The 17,318-nt window shown below is 59.3% G+C and carries 12 protein-coding genes; 9 read left to right on the forward strand and 3 right to left on the reverse strand.

What is annotated here, in order from left to right:
• Positions 1–246: 246 nt before the first annotated feature.
• Positions 247–4,218 carry a trifunctional transcriptional regulator/proline dehydrogenase/L-glutamate gamma-semialdehyde dehydrogenase gene (putA, locus tag ACJ8KE_RS03635; RefSeq protein ID WP_442517139.1) on the reverse strand — a complete coding sequence of 1,324 codons (3,972 nt, stop codon included), beginning with the start codon at positions 4,216–4,218 and terminating at the stop codon, positions 247–249.
• 570 nt (positions 4,219–4,788) lie between these two features.
• Between putA and putP the strand changes: the two genes are divergently transcribed.
• The 6 genes from putP to lpxO all read left to right on the forward strand — a co-directional run bounded on the left by putP (position 4,789) and on the right by lpxO (position 12,472).
• On the forward strand, positions 4,789–6,273 hold the full coding sequence (gene putP, locus ACJ8KE_RS03640; protein WP_015378228.1) for a sodium/proline symporter PutP: 1,485 nt from the start codon (positions 4,789–4,791) through the stop codon (positions 6,271–6,273).
• Positions 6,274–6,516: 243 nt separating this feature from the next.
• A complete protein-coding gene (efeU, locus tag ACJ8KE_RS03645) occupies positions 6,517–7,362 on the forward strand; it encodes an iron uptake transporter permease EfeU (protein ID WP_016927330.1) in 846 nt (281 codons plus the stop codon).
• Positions 7,363–7,382: 20 nt separating this feature from the next.
• Positions 7,383–8,519 (forward strand): iron uptake system protein EfeO, encoded by a 1,137-nt coding sequence (efeO, locus tag ACJ8KE_RS03650; protein ID WP_016927331.1) that lies wholly within the window; start codon positions 7,383–7,385, stop codon positions 8,517–8,519.
• Positions 8,520–8,530: 11 nt separating this feature from the next.
• Positions 8,531–9,829, forward strand: coding sequence for an iron uptake transporter deferrochelatase/peroxidase subunit (gene efeB, locus ACJ8KE_RS03655; protein ID WP_016927332.1), 1,299 nt, complete (start codon positions 8,531–8,533; stop codon positions 9,827–9,829).
• 717 nt (positions 9,830–10,546) lie between these two features.
• Positions 10,547–11,335, forward strand: a complete 789-nt coding sequence (gene phoH / locus ACJ8KE_RS03660) for a phosphate starvation-inducible protein PhoH (protein WP_015378226.1) — start codon at positions 10,547–10,549, stop codon at positions 11,333–11,335.
• A 234-nt stretch (positions 11,336–11,569) separates the two neighbouring features.
• The gene (lpxO, locus tag ACJ8KE_RS03665) at positions 11,570–12,472 is read left to right on the forward strand and encodes a lipid A hydroxylase LpxO (protein ID WP_015378219.1); all 903 of its coding nucleotides are present in this window, start codon (positions 11,570–11,572) and stop codon (positions 12,470–12,472) included.
• Positions 12,473–12,508: 36 nt separating this feature from the next.
• Here the strand turns inward: lpxO and chaA are convergent, their stop codons facing one another.
• Both chaA and ACJ8KE_RS03675 read right to left on the reverse strand, forming a co-directional pair.
• Entirely contained in the window at positions 12,509–13,612 is a 1,104-nt protein-coding gene (gene chaA, locus ACJ8KE_RS03670; RefSeq protein WP_004934723.1) for a sodium-potassium/proton antiporter ChaA, read from the reverse strand.
• Positions 13,613–13,906: 294 nt separating this feature from the next.
• Positions 13,907–14,725 (reverse strand): siderophore-interacting protein, encoded by an 819-nt coding sequence (locus ACJ8KE_RS03675; protein ID WP_016927334.1) that lies wholly within the window; start codon positions 14,723–14,725, stop codon positions 13,907–13,909.
• A gap of 130 nt (positions 14,726–14,855) precedes the next feature.
• On the opposite strand from ACJ8KE_RS03675, the gene chaB reads away from it, so the two are divergent.
• From chaB to cbl, 3 genes are all read left to right on the forward strand, one after another.
• The gene (chaB, locus tag ACJ8KE_RS03680) at positions 14,856–15,083 is read left to right on the forward strand and encodes a putative cation transport regulator ChaB (protein ID WP_016927335.1); all 228 of its coding nucleotides are present in this window, start codon (positions 14,856–14,858) and stop codon (positions 15,081–15,083) included.
• Between the two features lie 252 nt (positions 15,084–15,335).
• Complete coding sequence (locus ACJ8KE_RS03685; RefSeq protein WP_016927336.1) at positions 15,336–16,031, forward strand: gamma-glutamylcyclotransferase; 696 nt, start codon at positions 15,336–15,338, stop codon at positions 16,029–16,031.
• Between the two features lie 300 nt (positions 16,032–16,331).
• Positions 16,332–17,285: an HTH-type transcriptional regulator Cbl gene (gene cbl / locus ACJ8KE_RS03690; RefSeq protein ID WP_004934716.1), complete on the forward strand. Its 954-nt coding sequence runs from the start codon at positions 16,332–16,334 to the stop codon at positions 17,283–17,285.
• The last annotated feature ends 33 nt before the right edge of the window (positions 17,286–17,318 follow it).

Below are 17,318 nucleotides of genomic sequence, written 5' to 3' on the forward strand. Positions count from 1 at the left end.
CTGCGGCTGCCGTATCCCGGATATTACCGAACCCGAAAGTCAATGCGTCTCGTAGCGCTCTGACGCGGCTTTCAAGCAGAGTAATCCGTCTATGATGTTATCGTCCATGAGCGACGCCCCACCCTGTAAGGAGAATAAGGCGCTAACGGCAGGTCGGCCTGCGGACAATAAAAAACCCTGCACTCGTGCAGGGTTTGCGTAGCGGTAAGCCCATCAGGCTGCAACGCGTGCAGCCTTGAGGATGCGTTAACCGATGGTCATCAGGCTGGCGTTACCGCCGGCGGCGGCGGTGTTGACGCTCAGCGAACGTTCGATCAGCAGGCGTTCCAACAGAATGTTGGTTTCACCGTGGGCGAAGCCCTGCACCGAGACGATGGCGCCGCCGCGCTGCGCGATCTGCTCGCACAGGGTGCGCAACTGGTCGGCATCGCCGTGGTAGATGGCGGCATCGAACTCGATCTTGTCCTGCTGCCAGTCTTTGCTGAAGGCGATGCGCGCCTGCACATCGTTCGGCAAGCGGCGGAACAGGTCGCGTTGCAGTTCCGCTTCCGGCCACAGCGCGCAGCTGCCAACCGCCAGCACGGCGGCCAGCTGGATCAGCGCGTCGGCTTCGTTATCCGCCAGGCACAGCACGCGTTCACGCGGCAGCAGGGCATAGGTATTGCGCTCGCCGGTCGGGCCCGGCAGCGGGCGTACGGTGCCGCCCTGGCCCAGTTCCGCATAGCGCTGCGCCAATGCCGCCAGTTCGCCGTGCTGGCTGGTGACCGCCCATTTCTCCAGCGATTGCAGCGCCCCCAACAGTTGCGGCCGCGCGGTGGCTTCCATCGGACGCTCTTCGTCCTGACGGTGCAGCGTACGTTGCAGCGCGTCGTCCGGACGGTTGGCCAGCAGACGGTACAGGTACAGCGGGCCGCCGGCTTTCGGGCCGGTGCCCGACAGGCCTTCGCCGCCGAACGGCTGCACGCCGACCACTGCGCCGACCATGTTGCGGTTGACGTACAGGTTGCCGACCTTGGCGCGTTCGGTCACCCGGGCGATGGTTTCATCGATACGGGTGTGAATGCCCAGCGTCAGGCCATAACCGGCGGCGTTGATCTGATCGACCAGCGCGTCCAGATTGTTGCGCTGGAAGCGCACCACGTGCAGCACCGGGCCGAAGATCTCTTTCTGCAGCTCGTCGAAGCTGTCGAGTTCGATCAGCGTCGGCTTGATGAAGGTGCCGCGCGCCCACTCTTTCTCATCCTGCGCGCTGCCTTTGGCGGCCTGGTACACCTTGCGGCCTTTGGCGCGCATCGCCTGGATGTGGCGTTCGATGCCGGTTTTGGCTTCGGCGTCGATCACCGGGCCCACGTCGGTGGAAAGGCGCTCCGGGTTGCCCATGCGGCATTCGGCCATCGCGCCGCGCAGCATTTGCAGCGTGTGCTCGGCCACGTCTTCCTGAATGCACAGGATACGCAGCGCGGAGCAACGCTGCCCGGCGCTGTCGAAGGCGGAAGCCACCACATCGGTCACCACCTGTTCGGTCAGGGCGGAAGAGTCGACGATCATGGCGTTCAGGCCGCCGGTTTCGGCGATCAGCGGCGTCGGCCGGCCTTGCGGATCGAGACGACCGGCGATGCTGCGCTGCAGAATGCCGGCGACGTCGGTGGAGCCGGTGAACATCACGCCGCGGACGCGGGCGTCGTTGACCAGCGTCGAGCCGACGGTTTCACCCTGGCCCGGCAGCAGCTGCAGCACGCCTTGCGGAATGCCGGACTCCAGCAGGATGCGCACCGCCTGCGCGGCCACCAGCGGCGTTTGCTCGGCCGGTTTGGCCAGCACGCTGTTGCCCGCCGCCAGCGCGGCGGCGATTTGGCCGGTGAAGATCGCCAGCGGGAAGTTCCACGGGCTGATGCAGACCACCGGGCCCAGCGGGCGGTGGCTGTCGTTGGCGAAGTCGTCGCGCACCTGGCCGGCGTAGTAGTGCAGGAAGTCGACCGCTTCACGCACTTCGGCGATGGCGTTGTTGAAGGTTTTACCCGCTTCACGCACCAGAATGCCCAGCAGGCTTTGCAGCTGGCTTTCCATCAGTTCGGCGGCGCGTTCGAGGATCGCGGCGCGTTCCGTCGGCGGCGTAGCGAACCAAATTGGGCCGGCGGCCGCGGCGGCGTCGAGCGCGCGGCTGACTTCGCTTTCGGTGGCTTCACGCACGTAGCCGACCACATCGCCCGGCTCGGCCGGGTTGATCACCGGCTGCTCCACGCCCTGATCCAATTCGGCGTCGATAATCGGTTCCGCGCGCCACGGATGGCTGGCGCTGGTGAGCAGGGCGCTGGAGAGCGAGGCCAGACGCTGTTCGTTGGACAGATCCAGACCGCTGGAGTTAACGCGTTTCTCGCCGTACAGCTCGCGCGGCAGCGGGATGCGCGGATGCGGCAGGCCAATCTGGCCTTCGTTGGCCGCCAGCGCTTCCACGGCGCTGACAGGATCGGCCACCAGTTCGTCGAGCGGCAGGGTGGCGTCGGCGATGCGGTTGACGAACGAGGTGTTGGCGCCGTTTTCCAGCAGGCGGCGCACCAGGTAAGCCAGCAGCGTTTCATGGGTGCCGACCGGTGCGTAGATGCGGCAAGGGCGGTTCAGTTTGCCGTCGGCCACTTTACCCACCACCTGTTCGTACAACGGCTCACCCATGCCGTGCAGGCACTGGAATTCATACTGGCCAGGGTAGTAGTTGTTGCCGGCCAGGTGATAGATGGCGCTCAGGGTATGGGCGTTGTGGGTCGCGAACTGCGGATAGATCAGGTTCGGCACCGACAGCAGTTTGCGGGCGCAGGCCAGGTAGGAAACGTCGGTGTACACCTTGCGGGTGTAAACCGGATAACCTTCCAGGCCGTCCATCTGGGCGCGTTTGATTTCGCTGTCCCAGTAGGCGCCTTTCACCAGACGGATCATCAGGCGGCGGCGGCTGCGTTGCGCCATGTCGATCACCGCGTCGATGGCGAACGGGCAACGTTTCTGATAGGCCTGGATCACGAAGCCGATGCCGTTCCAGCCGGCCAACTGCGGCTCGAAGCACAGCTTCTCCAGCAGATCGAGCGAGATTTCCAGGCGGTCGGCCTCTTCGGCGTCGATGTTGATGCCGATATCATACTGACGTGCTTGCAGGGTCAGCGACAGCAGGCGCGGATAAAGCTCTTCCATCACGCGTTCGTACTGCGCGCGGCTGTAGCGCGGGTGCAGGGCGGACAGCTTGATGGAGATGCCGGGGCCTTCATAGATGCCGCGGCCGTTGGAGGCTTTGCCGATGGCGTGGATCGCCTGCTGGTAGGAAACCAGGTAGGCCTGCGCGTCGGCTTCGGTCAGGGCGGCTTCGCCCAGCATGTCGTAGGAATAGCGGAAACCTTTTTCTTCCAGCTTGCGCGCGTTGGCCAGCGCTTCGGCGATGGTTTCGCCGGTCACGAACTGCTCGCCCATCAGGCGCATCGCCATGTCCACGCCTTTGCGGATCAGCGGTTCGCCGCTCTTGCTGATAATGCGGTTCAGCGAACGGGACAGATTGGCTTCGTTATGCGTGGACACCAGCTTGCCGGTAAACAGCAGACCCCAGGTCGCGGCGTTGACGAACAGCGACGGGCTGCGCCCCAGGTGCGAATGCCAGTTGCCGTTGCTGATCTTGTCGCGGATCAGGGCATCGCGGGTCGGTTTGTCCGGAATGCGCAGCAGCGCTTCCGCCAGGCACATCAGCGCCACGCCTTCCTGCGAGGAGAGGGAGAACTCTTGCAGCAGGCCTTGCACCATGCCGGCGCGGCCGTTTGCACTTTTTTGGTTACGCAATTTCTCGGCGATGCCATAGGCCATTTTGTGAGTGGCCTGCGCAAGATCGGCGGGTAATCGCGCCTGTTCGAGCAACATCGGCACCGCTTCGGTCTCTGGGCGGCGATAGGCGGCGGTGATGGCGGCGCGGGTCACCGACTGAGGCAGAATTTGTTCGGCGAAATCGAGGAATGGCTGGTGTGACTCTTCCTGCGCTTGCGGCATAATGTCGTCCGCTTCAGGCTGGCCCGCTGCGGCCAGCGCTGGAATTTCAGGAATATCGGTACCGCTCTCGAGACGCTCGAGGTAATTAAAGATGGCCTGCTTGATGAGCCAGTGCGGCGTGCGATCGATGCGCTGCGCGGCGCTCTTGATCCGGTCGCGTGTTGCCTCGTCGAGTTTCACGCCCATTGTGGTAGTGCCCATGCCTGTCCAACTCCTGTGTTTAGAACCTATCCCATCAGGCTAGACAAACAGCAGGCCGGAAAGCCTGTTGGGATAGGTTCGTGAGATGTGTGGGTTAAGAATGCAGACAATATCCTGCATGTTGCAACTTTGTGCAACCTTGTTAAATCAGGCTGATGAGCGAAGTGTGAGTTTCATCGATTTTTTAACACGGGCAGTTGGCATGAATGTTGCGTTATTGAGCGAATGCGGCGGGGTTTATGATGCCGCAGGCGCTTTACCTTGCGGTATATAAGGGTAATGGCAAGGTGCAACTCATTTTGCTTGTCGTGAGTGCAACCTTTGAGCCCGGTAAATGTGACGCAGGGTAAACTTTGTGTAACTTTGTTGTTAAATATCTTGTTGGTTGATGAAAGGCTCATCTAGGATAACCGACGGTCAACAATTACGGGCAGAAACTATTTTACCTGCACTTGCTCGCAGGCTGCGCCACGTTCCGGCGCGGCGGCCAGTGAAATGCATTGCGCGTGGGTTTACCGGCGCCGGCATGGCCGGAGCGAAACGCGAATAATAATGAAAGTGGAGAATTAAATGACAATGAGCACACCTATGCTGGTGACCTTCCTGGTGTACATTTTCGGGATGGTGCTGATCGGCCTGCTTGCCTACCGGGCAACCAATAACTTTGATGACTATATTCTCGGCGGCCGCAGTTTGGGCAGCGTGGTGACCGCGCTGTCCGCCGGCGCTTCCGACATGAGCGGCTGGTTGCTGATGGGCCTTCCGGGCGCCATCTTCCTCTCCGGCATCTCTGAAAGCTGGATCGCCATCGGCCTGACCATCGGCGCTTACCTGAACTGGAAGCTGGTGGCAGGAAGGCTGCGCGTGCATACCGAAGCCAACAATAACGCCCTGACGCTGCCGGACTATTTCACCAGCCGTTTTGAAGACAACAGCAAGCTGCTGCGGGTGATCTCGGCCATCGTCATTCTGGTGTTCTTCACCATTTACTGCGCCTCCGGCATCGTGGCCGGCGCGCGCCTGTTCGAAAGCACCTTCGGCATGAGCTACGAAACCGCCCTGTGGGCCGGCGCCGCGGCGACCATCCTGTATACCTTTATCGGCGGTTTCCTGGCGGTGAGCTGGACCGACACCGTACAGGCCAGCCTGATGATTTTCGCGCTGATCCTGACGCCGGTGATCGTGATCTTCGCCGTCGGCGGCATCGATACGTCGATGCTGGTGATCCAGGCGAAGAACCCGGCCAACCTCGATATGCTGAAGGGGCTGAACTTCGTCGCCATCCTGTCGCTGCTGGGTTGGGGCCTGGGCTACTTCGGCCAGCCGCACATCCTGGCGCGCTTCATGGCGGCGGATTCTCACCGCACCATCCGCAGCGCGCGCCGCATCAGCATGACCTGGATGATCCTGTGTCTGGCCGGGACCATCGCCGTCGGTTTCTTCGGCATCGCTTACTTCGCCAATAACCCGGATCAGGCCGGCAACGTGTCGCAGAACGGCGAACGCGTGTTCATCGAACTGGCGATGTTGCTGTTCAACCCATGGGTGGCGGGCGTGCTGCTGTCGGCGATTCTGGCGGCGGTCATGAGCACCCTGAGCTGCCAACTGCTGGTGTGCTCCAGCGCGATCACCGAAGACCTGTACAAGGCGTTCCTGCGCAAGGGCGCCAGCCAGCGTGAGCTGGTGTGGGTCGGCCGCGTGATGGTGCTGGTGGTGGCGTTGATCGCCATCGCCTTGGCGGCCAACCCGGAGAACCGCGTACTGGGCCTGGTGAGCTATGCCTGGGCCGGTTTCGGCGCCGCCTTCGGCCCGGTTGTGCTGATCTCGGTAATGTGGTCGCGCATGACCCGCAACGGCGCGTTGGCCGGTATGCTGGTCGGTGCGGTGACGGTGATCGTCTGGAAACAGTACGAATGGTTGGGCCTGTACGAAATCATCCCTGGCTTCATCCTGGGTTGCCTGGCCATCGTGGTGGTGAGCCTGATGGGCCGCCAGCCATCCTCAACCATGACCGAACGTTTCGATCAGGCGGAAGCCGAATACAAAACGGTATAACGCCGTTCGATGTCAGTCGGCAAGGGGCGCGCAGAGCGCCCCTTCTTTTTGCCTGTTTGCCCGTCATTCAGCTGTAACACCTGGCGACATTTGATTAGAAAAAATCACGCTTGCGCCTCTTGTATTTCTTTTTGCCAGAATGATAATCACTCTCGTTGTATTTTACGTTTCTTTACATACTCGCCGCGGCTCATTTCGAGCCGGTTTGCTCTGCCGCCGCGGTCTTTTCAGGGGTGATTAGTTATGTTCGTTCCCTTTCTTATCATGTTCCGTGAGGGGCTGGAGGCCGCGCTGATCGTCAGCCTGATCGCCAGCTACCTGAAGCGCACGCAGCGCAGCCAATGGCTGGGCGCGGTGTGGATCGGCGTAATTGTCGCTGCGGCGCTGTGTCTGGCGCTCGGCATCTTCATCAATGAAACCACCGGCGAGTTCCCGCAGAAGCAGCAGGAGCTGTTCGAAGGCATCGTGGCGGTGGTGGCGGTGCTGATCCTCACCTATATGGTGTTCTGGATGCGTAAGGTGTCCAAATCGGTCAAGGTGCATCTGGAAGGGGCTATCGATCAGGCGCTCAGCGCCGGTAAAGGGCAGGGATGGGCGCTGGTGGCGATGGTGTTCTTCGCCGTGGCGCGCGAAGGGCTGGAGTCGGTGTTCTTCCTGCTGGCGGCGTTTCAGCAAGACGTGGGCGCCGCGGCGCCGATCGGCGCGGTGCTCGGCCTGGTGGCCGCCATCGTGCTGGGCATGATGATTTACTGGGGCGGGGTGAAGCTGCACCTGGCCAAATTCTTCAAATGGACCAGCCTGTTCATTCTGTTCGTCGCCGCCGGCTTGGCCGCCGGGGCGATCCGCGCCTTCCACGAAGCCGGTCTATGGAACCACTTCCAGGACATCGCCTTCGATTTCAGCAGCACCCTGTCGACCCATTCGCTGTTCGGCACCCTGCTGGAAGGCATTCTCGGTTACCAGGAAGCGCCGACGGTCAGCGAAGTGGCGGTCTACTTCCTGTATCTGATCCCGGCGCTGATTTTCTTTTTCCTGCCGCAGCGCGCGGAGCCGGCAGCGGCTCCGGCGCAACGTAAAATCAATCATTAATGTTTAATAGGGAATCTCGTATGTCTACTCCGTTATTTCGCCGCAAGGCGTTGCACGCAGCATTACTGGCTATCCCGGCGTTTGCGCTGAGCCTCGACGCCTTGGCCGCGGACGTGCCGCAGGTCAAGGTTACGGTTAACGACAAGCAGTGCGAACCGATGCAGCTGACGGTCCCGGCCGGCAAGACGCAGTTTGTGGTGCACAACACCAGCCAGAAAAACGTCGAATGGGAAATCCTGAAAGGGGTGATGGTGGTGGAAGAGCGCGAGAACATCGCGCCGGGCTTTACCCAGAAAATGACCGCCACGCTGGAAGCGGGCGAATATGACATGACCTGCGGGCTGCTGAGCAATCCGAAAGGCAAACTGATCGTCACCGCAGCGGCCAACGGCGCCACCGACGGCAAGCCGAACGCGCTGGACTTGGTTGGCCCGATCGCCGAATACAAGGTTTACGTCACCAAAGAAGTCGATGGGTTGGTGAAACAGACCAAGCTGTTTACCGACGCGGTGAAGGCCGGCAACGTGGAGCAGGCGCGCAAGCTGTATGCGCCGACCCGCCAGCACTATGAGCGCATCGAGCCGATCGCCGAGCTGTTCTCCGATCTGGACGGCAGCATCGACGCCCGCGAAGACGACTACGAGAAGAAAGCGGCGGACCCGAACTTCACCGGCTTCCACCGTCTGGAGAAGGCGCTGTTTGCCGACAACTCGACCAAAGACATGGGCAAATATGCCGATCGTCTGTATCACGACACCGTTGAGCTGCAAAAACGCGTGAGTGAACTGACCTTCCCGCCGAGCAAGGTGGTGGGCGGCGCAGCCGGGCTGATCGAAGAAGTGGCGGCCAGCAAGATCAGCGGTGAAGAAGACCGTTACAGCCGCACCGATTTGTGGGACTTCCAGGCCAACGTCGACGGCGCGCAAAAGATAGTCAATCTGCTGCGCCCGCTGCTGGTTAAGGCCAATAAGCCGCTGCTGGACAAGATCGACGCCAACTTCAAAACCGTGGACACCATTTTGGCGAAGTACCAAACCAAAGAGGGTTATGAGTCCTATGAGAAGCTGACCGATGCCGATCGCAATGCGTTGAAAGGGCCGATCACCACGCTGGCGGAAGATCTTTCCCAGCTGCGCGGCGTATTGGGTCTGGACTGAGGCATACGGTTATGAGCAACAAGGCAGGCCCGCATAACGGGCCGCATCCGCAATCGCAGGGGGCGGCATCGCCTTCGCGACGCCGTTTGCTGCAAGGGCTGGGGCTGGGCGCGCTGGCGCTGGGCGGCAGCCGCCTGGCGCAGGCGGCGGGCAACGCGGCGGAGCCGTTGGCGACGCCGCAGGATGAGCGCTGGCAGAAACAGCCGTTTTATGGCCGCCATCAGGCTGGGGTGCTGACGCCGCAACAGGCGGCGATGATGCTGGTGGCGTTCGATGTGCTGGCGACCGACAAAGCGGGGCTGGAGCGCCTGTTCCGGCTGCTGACCGATCGCATCGCCTTCCTGACTCACGGTGGCAAGGCGCCGGAGGTGGACGCCAAGCTGCCGCCGCTCGATTCCGGCATCATGGGGCCGGAGATTTACCCGGACAACCTGACCATCACCGTGTCGGTCGGCGCATCGCTGTTTGATGAACGCTTTGGTCTGCAGGCGCAAAAACCGCTGCGGTTGCAGAAAATGACCCGCTTCCCCAACGATGCGTTGGACGCCGCGCTTTGCCACGGCGACCTGCTGCTGCAGATCTGCGCCAACACCAACGAAACGGTGATTCACGCGCTGCGCGACATCATTAAGCATTCGCCGGATCTGCTCAGCGTGCGCTGGAAGCGGGAGGGGTTCATCTCCGCGCACGCGGCGCGCAGCAAAGGCAAAGAGACGCCGATCAACCTGTTGGGTTTCAAAGACGGCACCGCCAACCCGAAAACCGACGACAAACCGCTGATGGATAAGGTGGTGTGGGTCGGCGACAACGTCGGCGAGCCGGCGTGGACGGCCGGCGGCAGCTATCAGGCGGCGCGCATTATTCGTTTTCGCGTCGAGTTTTGGGATCGCACGCCGCTGCAGGAGCAGGAAACCATCTTCGGCCGCGAGAAGCACAGCGGGGCGCCGCTGGGCATGCAGCATGAACATGACGAGCCGGACTACGCGAACGATCCCGACGGCAAGGTGATCCCGATGGATGCGCACATCCGGCTGGCTAACCCTCGCACGCCGGAAAGCCAAAGCAACCTGATGCTGCGGCGCGGCTACAGTTATTCCCTTGGCGTCTCCAATGCCGGGCAGCTGGAAATGGGGCTTCTGTTCGTCTGCTATCAGGCCGATCTGGAGAAAGGCTTCCTGACGGTGCAAAAAAGGCTGAACGGCGAAGCGCTGGAGGAATACATCAAGCCGATTGGCGGCGGGTATTTCTTCGTGTTGCCGGGCGTGAAAGAGGGCGGCGATTATCTGGCCAGCGGCCTGCTCAAGGCCTGAAGCAGGAATGACGAGGCGGGATCTTCCGCCTCGTTTTACGTTTGTCTTACCCGCTGCAGGGGGCAGTGAACGATGAAACGCAATTCAATGCTTTGCCGGCAGATTAAAAAACACGCAGTCATGCTGTTTTTGATTGCGCAAAATTTAATCGGGAAACTAAAGTGTCATTCGCGGGTTTTAATTGTAATGCATTGATATTTATTGATTATAATTTTCTATGGAATGACGTCTTGGGCGTGATATAGTGTTTTAGCGTTAACTGAAAACAAAAAATATTAAATTTTTTTACATTTTAGTAACGCCGTGGGATTGAATGTCATTATACTGTAATCATCTGGCGGTAGTTTTCACACGGTGCACAGCTTGAAGCTGTAAATATCACTGCGGGGATCGCTAATGGTAAAGTCCTTGGTTGGGCTGGAAAGAAAAAATAACACATCTCCCCTGATTTCTCGTTGTAACGAGGGTTCTCTCTCCGACTCTCTTTTACCGGCAACTCCGCACTCTTATCGCTACCGAATCTCATCGCTTTTTACTCCACGTTTATTGATGCAGTCCGCGTTGTCCCGTGAAGACACGGCGCTTAAGCGTTGCCGTCGATTCACTTTGTCCCTTGGCTCTTATTGGCTCGGAGGAGGCCAAAACCTAATACGTGTGTGAAACATAATCGCGCGGCCTGGCCGTTGCGGTAGGTGAAACAAACTGTAAGGTGCCACTATGGGTAGACAGAAAGCAGTGATCAAAGCACGTCGTGAAGCGAAACGCGTTATTCGTCGTGACGCTCGTAGTCATCGCCAGCTGGAAGAAGAGTCTGTGACCTCGCTGGTGCAAATGGGGGGAGTCGAGTCTATCGGCATGGCGCGAGACAAGCGCGATAGCTCACCCATCGAGGCTAGAACCGAAGCTCAGGGTCATTACTTATCAGCCATAGAGAATAAGCAGCTGATCTTCGCCACTGGCGAAGCCGGCTGCGGCAAAACATTTATCAGCGCCGCCAAGGCGGCGGAGGCGCTGATCCATAAAGAGGTGGATCGGATTATCGTTACCCGTCCTGTTTTGCAGGCGGATGAAGACCTCGGTTTCTTGCCGGGGGATATCTCCGAGAAGTTCGCGCCTTATTTCCGCCCGGTGTATGACATTCTGGTGCGCCGTTTAGGATCTTCCTTTATGCAGTACTGCCTGCGCCCGGAAATCGGCAAGGTAGAGATTGCGCCGTTCGCTTACATGCGCGGGCGCACCTTCGAAAATGCGGTCGTTATCCTGGATGAAGCCCAGAACGTGACCGCCAGCCAGATGAAAATGTTCCTGACCCGCCTGGGGGAAAACGTGACGGTTATCGTTAACGGCGACGTGACCCAGTGTGACCTGCCGCGCGGCGTGAAATCCGGCCTCAGCGATGCCCTGGAACGCTTCGAAGAGGACGAGATGATCGGCGTTATCCGCTTTGAAAAACAGGACTGCGTGCGTTCCGCTCTGTGCCAGCGCACGCTCAACGCTTACAGTTAACCTATCCGCTAATGGAAAGGCCGCTTCGGCGGCCTTTTTTATCTCCGCAATTTCCCCTCTCGTTTAACCTTTGTGTAAATTATTGTGGTTTTCTGTATAGATTTTCGTTGAGTTAGCGTTAATGATTAATGGGTTCCAGATTGGCGCGCAATTTGCCTGTGCCGCCAAAAGGACATTATCTGGGGTGTGCGCCGCGCGGCGCATAGCGTGTGGGTTCCTTGATGCGATTCAAACATGAAATACATCATTCTGCTTTTGCTTATTTTATGCGTCGTCTATGTGCATTACCGCGGGCGGGTGCGCTACAACGTGTGGCGTCAGCTGTCTGACCATTCCACCTTTACCGCACCGCTGAACGTCTTCATGTATCTGTTTTCCCGTGTGCCGACTACGCCGTACCTGAAGCCGGAGCAGTTCCCTGAGCTGGCGGTACTGCGGGAGAACTGGGAGACCATCCGCGACGAAGGACAGAAGCTGATGGAGATCCAGCAGATCAAAGCGTCCGATCAATTCAACGACGCCGGCTTCAACTCGTTTTTCAAGACCGGTTGGAAACGCTTTTATCTGAAATGGTATGAAGACAGCCATCCCTCCGCCATGACCCTGTGCCCGCAGACCACGGAACTGCTGCGCAGCCTGCCTTCGGTCAAGGCGGCGATGTTCGCCGAACTGCCGGACGGCAGCCGGTTGCCGCGTCACCGTGACCCTTACGCCGGTTCGCTGCGTTATCACCTGGGGTTGATTACCCCCAATGATGACCGCTGCTTCATTGAGGTGGACGGTGAGCGCTACAGCTGGCGCGACGGTGAAGGCGTGATGTTCGATGAAACCTATCTGCACTACGCGGAAAATCAGAGCGGGCAGAATCGTCTGATCCTGTTCTGCGACATCGAACGGCCGATGCGCTACCGCTGGGCGCAGGCGGTTAACCACTGGCTGGGGCGCAACCTGATGAGCGCCGCCACCGCGCCGAATGAAGAGGGCGATCGCACCGGCGGCGTCAACAAGATGTTCAAATACATCTATGCGATACGCCGGGTGGGGAAACGCCTGAAGGCCTGGAATCGCACCGGCTATTACATCATCAAGTGGATTTTGTTCGGGGGGATCGCCGCGGCGATATTCTTCTCGGTATAACGCAGGCAGGGGCGCACAGAGTGCGCCCCTTTTTGATCAGGCGAAGATCGTCATCATGTAGGCGGCGAACAGCGCCAGGTGAGCGGTGCCGTTCAGCACGTTGGTGCGGCCGGTCGAGAACGACAGCTGGCACAGCAGCAACACCGTCAGCATCACCACGATATGCGGCGTTTGCAGGCCGAAGATCAGCGTCTGCCCGGTCAGGGTAGCGATGATGGTGACCGCCGGCACCGTCAGGGAGATGGTCGCCAGCACCGAACCGAAGAACAGGTTCATGGCGCGTTGCACCTGGTTGTTCAACACGGCGCGCAGCGCGCCCAGGCCTTCCGGCGACAGGATCAGCAGCGCCACTAGGAAGCCGGTGAACTGCGCCGGCGCATTCATCTTGGTCAGCAGGCCTTCCAGCGGATTGGCATTGAACTTGGTGACGGCGATAACCGCGATCAGGTGCACGATGAGCCAGGCGGCGTGCCAGGCGCTGCTGTGCGAAGAAGGCTTGCCGTGGTGCGGGTCGCCATCGTCGTCTTCATGCTCGTACACGAACAGGCTCTGGTGGGTTTTGGTCTGGATCACCAGGAACACGCCATACATGGCGGCGGAAATCAGCGCCACCAGCAGCGCTTGCCCGGTGCTGAAGTTGCCGCCCGGCAGCGCGCTCGGGAACACCAGCACGATCACCGCCAGCGGGAAAATCGCCATCAGATACTGCTTTATGCCGCCCAGGTTGACGTACTGGGTGGCGAACTTGCGCCCGCCGAGCAGCAGCGCGAAGCCGACCAGGCCGGCGGAAACGATCATGATGATGGAGTACAGCGTGTCGCGCATCAGCGCCGGCGCGGCGTCGCCGGTGGCCATCAACGCCGAGATCAGGCTGACTTCGAGGATCACCACCGACAGGCTGAGGATCAGCGAGCCGTAGGGTTCGCCCAATCGGTGGGCCAGCACGTCGGCGTGGCGCACCACGCTGAAGGCGCTGCTGAGGATCCCCACCAGCGCGAGAATATTGATGCCGACAATCAGCGGAAAGTTAGCGGTGCTGCCCCATAAATTCAACACCACCAGCGCGGCGATGGGGAAGATCAGCGAGTATTCGGTGTGGCGAGACTTGGTGGATCGGCCAGGATCGTGTTGCGACTTCATGAGGGTGGCACTCCTTCTCAAACAGCGTAGCCCGTCAGCGCCGGTCGCCGTGATGCGGCAACTCTGCGTTTCCAGTAGGTATTTTATATTAGGATACACCCGCGGCGCCGGTGTGATGTTGTTTTTATCTGAGAAAGCAATTGCTTGCTTTATGTGATCAGGGTAACAAAAAAACCGCACGGGGTGCGGTTTTATTTACTTACTTTTACGCAATAACGCTAATTTTTAACGTTAGATTTGAGAAAAGTCGTGTTTACTTGTTTACTGCTCGGTTAATCAAGGAGAATGAGACGGTCAGTCGTCAATATTATCCATGATTTCATGCCGTTTATTGTGGTAACCCTCTTCATTTAGCCCCTCACGCCAGTAAGGCACGGCATAAAGACGATTACGATCGCATTGACGTTCGCGCCGCAGGTAACGGCGCAACTCTACTACCAGGCGATCTTCACCGGCGAGCCAGAAATGCGCTTCACCCTGCGGCACGGACTGCGCGCGGAACCGAGCGACCAATTCGTCGGTTTTCTCTGTGCCGCCGACGACCCAATTCACCTCAACGCCGGCAGGCTTTTTCAGGTCAATCACGTCGGCAGTGCTATCGACGCGGACGAAAGCGCGCCCGGCGCCGTGCGGCGGCAGGTTTTCCAGCAGCGCGGCCAACGCCGGCAGCGAAGAAGGATCGCCCGCCAGGCAGTAGAAGTCGGCGGCCGGCAGCATCGGTTTGGGGCCGCCTGGATTGCTGATGCCGATTTTATCGCCGATTTTCGCCTGGCGCGCGAAGTCGACCGCCGGTCCCTGGTGATCGTGAATGGCGAATTCGATGTCCACTTCCGCCTGTTCCGGGCGCACGGCGCGAATGGAATAGGTGCGCACGATCGGGCGCACGGCATCGGCAGCCCAGCGCGGGCCGTTTTCGGTCAGCGTCGGCAGATCCGGCTGCGTTTGGCCGGCGAGCGGCAAAAAGACCTTGATGTGCGCGGCGGCGGCGTTGGCCGGATAGTAGCGCAGATCGGGCGCGGTAAAGGTGATGCGGCGCAGGTGCGGCGTAATGTCCTGTACGGCGCTGACGGCGATCAGGTAGGGGGCGCGTGAGCGAGGGGATTCGGTAGTCACGGGGATCTCCTTATAGGTCGTTTGGCGGTGAGTATACCATGCCGTTTGATAATGAGAATTGTTTGCTCATTGAGGCGTAACCGCGTGTGGGCTAGGCTTAAGGTTCACGCAATACGCACGGGAGGATGTGATGCCATACCAAGACACGAACGACTTGCCGGACAATGTGAAGCATGTGCTGCCGGAACATGCGCAGGCGATCTATAAAGAAGCGTTTAACAGCGCCTGGCAACAATACCGGGATCCCGACGATCGGCGCGGTGACGACAGCCGGGAGGAGACGGCGCATAAAGTGGCCTGGGCGGCGGTCAAGCAAAGCTATCGCAAGGGCGACGACGAACGCTGGCATAAAAAGTAACGCCTCTATGCCCCGGTAAGAATCGCGCAGATGTTATGCTGACCTCGGCAATTAATATTGTTGCTGCTCAGTACAAATACTTTTCCACGTTAACGCCGCTTTGCAACTTGATTGCGCGGCGGGAAAAGAATATGGTCATTATTAATCGGCGCGGTTATTGAATTAATAAAATTCCGCACCAAAAAATAAAATTGCAAAGGTTCAGTAGTGGCGAGGGAGGACGAGAAATCGTATTCCCGGGAGGTTGTAACAGTGTTAACGCGAGATTTTCTGCAAAAAGCGGATTGCAAAACCGCCTTTGGCGCTATTGAGGAGTCGCTGTTGCTGACGCCTGAACAGCGCGCAGCCTCGTTGGAATGCACGCTATCGCGCCGGCCGGATCACAGCCCGGTATGGGTATTCGGTTACGGTTCGCTGATGTGGAATCCGGTTTTCGAATCTGAAGAAGTGCGGCCCGCCATGCTGCAGGGCTGGCATCGGGCGTTCTGCATGCGTTTGACCGCCGGGCGCGGCACGCTGCATCAGCCGGGGCGCATGCTGGCGCTGAAAGAGGGCGGCCAGACCACCGGATTGGCGTTTCGTCTGCCGGAAGGCAAGCTGCGAGAAGAGCTGGAGCTGCTTTGGAAGCGCGAAATGGTGACCGATTGCTACGTGCCGACCTGGTGTGAACTGCAGTTGGATGGCGGAGAGACCGTCACGGCGCTGGTGTTCGTGATGAACGCGCAGCACCCGCTGTTTGAAGCAGACACCAGCCACCAGGTGATCGCGCCATTGATCGCCAGCGCCAGCGGCCCGCTGGGCACCAACGCGCAATACCTGTTTGCGTTGGATAACGAGCTGAAGCACCACGGCATGCAGGATGATTGCATCGGCGATCTGGTGCGCTATGTACAGCAATGGTTGCAGCAGAACCGCACCGGCGGCATCGGCAGCGAGGCCACCGCCTGAGGCTGCTGCGGGAATGCGAACGGTGAGGGGCTCAGCATGCTGGGCCCTTTTTTATATCTAATGCCTCTATTTAATAACTTTATTCTGCATGATGACTTAAGTTGCTTTATTTGTGTGGTTATTTATCTCTTTATTTTTAAAGCCATTCATCATTTTCCCCCGTCCTCATCCCCCGAGAGCCACGATAAATAATTCACTTAGTATTAAATTGCATAAGTAAAGGTTATTTCTTATTTGTTCAGCCCCGCAGGACTCCGTATCAATATGGCAGACGCTACTGCAAGAAACAGGGAGACGGGGATGAACTTTCAACAATTAAAAATTATTCGCGAATCGGCGCGCTGCAACTACAACCTGACCGAGGTCGCCAATACCTTATTTACTTCGCAGTCCGGCGTTAGCCGGCATATTCGCGAGCTGGAAGAAGAGCTGGGCATCGAAATATTCATTCGCCGCGGCAAACGGCTGCTGGGCATGACCGAGCCCGGCAAAGAGCTGCTGGTGGTGGCGGAGCGCATTCTTAACGACGCGAACAACATCCGTCGCCTGGCGGATGTCTTCAGCAGCAACGATTCGGGGCAGCTGCATATCGCGACGACGCACACCCAGGCGCGCTATAGCCTGCCGGGGGTGATCAAAGAGTTTCGCGCGCTTTACCCACGGGTGCGGGTGGTGCTCAATCAGGGCAGCCCGGAGGAGATCGTCTCGATGCTGGCCGCCGGTGAAGCCGATATCGGCATTGCCAGCGAACGGCTGATGAGCGACGAGTCGCTGGCGGCGTTCCCTTACTACCGCTGGCATCACACCATTCTGGTGCCGGAAGGGCACGAGTTGACGCGGCAGCCGCAGGTGACGCTGGAGATGCTCAGCACCTTGCCGCTGATCACTTACCGCCAGGGCATTACCGGCCGCGCGAAGCTGGATGCGGCGTTCAAATCGGCGGGCCTGACGCCGGACATCGCGCTCAGCGCGCAAGATTCCGACGTGATTAAAACCTATGTCGAGCTGGGGTTGGGCGTGGGCGTGCTGGCGGACATGTCGTATGAAAAAGAGCGCGATCGCGGCTTGGTCAGCCTCAACGCCGAGCATTTGTTTGAACCCAATACGGTCTGGCTGGGCCTGAAACGCAGCCAGCTGCAGCGCAACTATGCCTGGCGCTTTATTCAGCTGTGCAACCCGACGTTGTCGCTGACCGAAATCAAAGACAAGGTCTTCTCGTCGCAGCTGGATGCGGTGATTGACTACCAGATTTAATCGATAGCGGCAGGCAATGCCTGCCGCACATGC

This window comes from Serratia sp. CY56464 (genome assembly GCF_052168435.1).
GTDB classification, from domain to species: domain Bacteria; phylum Pseudomonadota; class Gammaproteobacteria; order Enterobacterales; family Enterobacteriaceae; genus Serratia; species Serratia marcescens.